The organism is Actinomadura sp. NPDC048955 (assembly GCF_040649435.1).
In the GTDB taxonomy this organism is placed as follows: Bacteria; Actinomycetota; Actinomycetes; order Streptosporangiales; family Streptosporangiaceae; genus Spirillospora; species Spirillospora luteofluorescens.
Genome location: NZ_JBEZJI010000166.1, coordinates 1 through 2,694, shown reverse-complemented (window position 1 = coordinate 2,694; position 2,694 = coordinate 1). Strand labels below are relative to the sequence as shown.

General features: G+C 31.3%; 1 protein-coding gene and 2 pseudogenes. All 3 read left to right on the top strand.

Features of this window, described 5'->3' with window-relative positions; translation table 11 throughout:
* Positions 1-90 precede the first annotated feature (90 nt).
* A pseudogene (locus AB0C84_RS45845) lies at positions 91-402 on the top strand (replication initiation protein); the annotation flags it as partial.
* 43 nt (positions 403-445) lie between these two features.
* A complete protein-coding gene (locus tag AB0C84_RS45840) occupies positions 446-1,024 on the top strand; it encodes a hypothetical protein (RefSeq protein WP_361079157.1) in 579 nt (192 codons plus the stop codon).
* A 1,269-nt stretch (positions 1,025-2,293) separates the two neighbouring features.
* Positions 2,294-2,694, top strand: a pseudogene (locus AB0C84_RS45835) (hypothetical protein); the annotation flags it as partial.

Genomic DNA, 2,694 nt, shown 5'->3' with positions numbered 1-2,694 from the left:
GGTTCATCACCGACGACCCGATCGCCACGTCCTCCGCACCGGTGTAGCGGTGCAGCAGGACTGCGTACGCGGCCGTCATGAGCATGTAGGGCTGAACACTTATGGCGTGTAGAAATTGAATTAAAAAGAGATATGGTTGATTATTGGAACGATTGTTTTAATGATTTACATATATTACAACCAGATTGGAAAACTATCGAACGTACTTCTGATAGAGCAATGGTTTTTATGTTGTTGAATGACGAAGAAGAATGGGGAAAATTAGAAAGGCGTACTAAGAATAAATATAAAAAATTAATTAAAGAAATATCTCCAATTGATTTAACTGATTTAATGAAATCGACTTTAAAAGCAAACGAAAAACAATTGCAAAAACAAATTAATTTTTGGCTTTCTAAATAAATGATTTTTGTTATATTTAATAATAAAAAAGGGGGAGTTCATTATGAAAAAAATAAACACTGTTGATTTAAACGAACAATTACAAGAGAATATTGCATTAGCTAGTTTAATTAAATCTAATGGAACATACTTAGGGAATAAATTTAAAGATTTAAAAGAACTTGATCCATGGAAATCGAGTGAAGATACAGGAGTTTTATATTTTATTGCTAGTTATTTGTCGAGTGAAAATATAAAACTTAGTGATAATTATTTAATAGTTTCTGATATGGATAATAGCAAAAAAGTTTATACATTTTTAAATAAAAAATTATATGTCTTTTACTTTGATAAAGAAGAAGACATAGCTAGCGTTGAAGTATTAGATAATTATAAAAAAATATCTTTTACATTAAATTATAGTCCTCGGAAATATGGAATTTATCGACTTAATAATAGTGACGGGTATGGTTTTTTAAATAGAGATTTTAATAATGTTAATGGTAGAGTCTTTGAAAACACTACCAATCCAGATGTTTCTTTTGTTACTTTAAAACTTGATTTTGTTGATTTAGAAATTTCTTCTGATAATTCTAATTTAGATATTAATTCTATTATTAAGTATGTTGAGGAATCAATTTAAAAACCATCATTTTAGGTTGCTAGTATCTTGATTTTGAACTTATGGACTGATTTATTCAGTCCATTTTTTTGTTTGCACAAAAACATGTGAAATTGTCTATAAAAGAAAACGAAGATCAATTACAAAAGCAAATAGAATTTTGGCAGACAAAAAGTAAGAAGCTATTTTAAAAATGGCTACCATTTGGCTCTCTTTTAGCTCCCAAATGGCTACCGAATGGCTATATACGGAGACATTTCTGTGCAGGATTCCTCTTATGCTCTTTAAAATACAAGAGTTACATTATACACCTATTTTTTAAGGCTTTAGCTTTTTATTAAGAAGAATAACCGAGATAGAAAAACATATTTCGTATTCTAAAAGATTTAGAAAATGAATTTTAAAATGATTTATCGTCTCTCTGTTGAACGAAAAAAGTTTTTAGTTATTTTTATACGTGGAATGATTAAATGTCCTAGAAAGGGCTTAAAATGCAAAATAAAGGAACCACTCAAAAATGAGTGGTCTGGAGAATAGCTATCATACTGTGCGATTGAAAATGAGGACTGTATTAAGCATATCACACACATTTATGCCGAGAAAATTTATTGATGTTGAGAAGAACCCTTAACTAAACTTGGAGACGAATGTCGGCATAGCGTGAGCTATTAAGCCGACGATTCGACAAGTTTAGGGATTGTTAAGGGTTCAGAGGCTCAACGTCAATAAAGCAATTGGAATAAAGCATTAAAAAATAGCCACTCAATTTTTGAGTAGCTATGTGTTGGGCGAAGAACTATTACATGTTAAAAGAATTAATGATGTTTGAGGATAATGCTATATTTTCACTTTAACATTTATTTAATTACAGTGCATTCAAAAGTATTTAACGCTGATATTTTTTGGCTTTTTTGAAACGAGTAAAACGAGTTTCTTCTTGTCTTGATACTATATATAAATAACTCGAGTTTTAAATTATCGCTTTATCCCTTGTTAATAAAGGGTTGAGGCGTTTTTTGTTGTTGAAAGAAATTTTTGGCATGAAAAAGATCGGTCATATTAGACCAAGTTTTTTGATAGTGTTATATTAATAGCAAATAAAAAAGAAGTCGCCCACTCCCCGACCAAAGTTTGTGCGCGACAACCATTCAAATTCAAAAATTAAAACAGGAGTTGTTTTTATGATTTTGTATATTTAGATATTAAACGATATTTGATTATACTTCAACATTTACATTTGACGTTTGGATGGGCGGCTTCTTAAAAAACAAATTAAGGAGTCGATTTTTTATGAGTAAAAATAATAAGCGTGTAAATTACTTAAATCATTGTAAAAATAACGATTTAGATATTTTTTCTAAAACCGGCTACTCTAATAGCCGGTTAAACCGACATACTATGTACACCCCCGAACCAAAATTAAGTTTTGACGCTATGACAATTGTTGGAAATCTTAATAAAAATAATGCTCGTAAACTGTCTGAATTTATGAGTATTGAGCCACAAATTATACTTTGGGATATACTACAAACTAAATTTAAAGCTAAAGCTCTACAAGAAAAGGTTTATATTGAATATGACAAAGTAAAAGCAGAGTCCGTGCCGGGTCACGAAGACCACGTCGTCGGTGCCGGCGCCTTCCGCGTGCTCGATCGACACGGTCTTGGAGGACGCCGGGACGAGGGTGACGG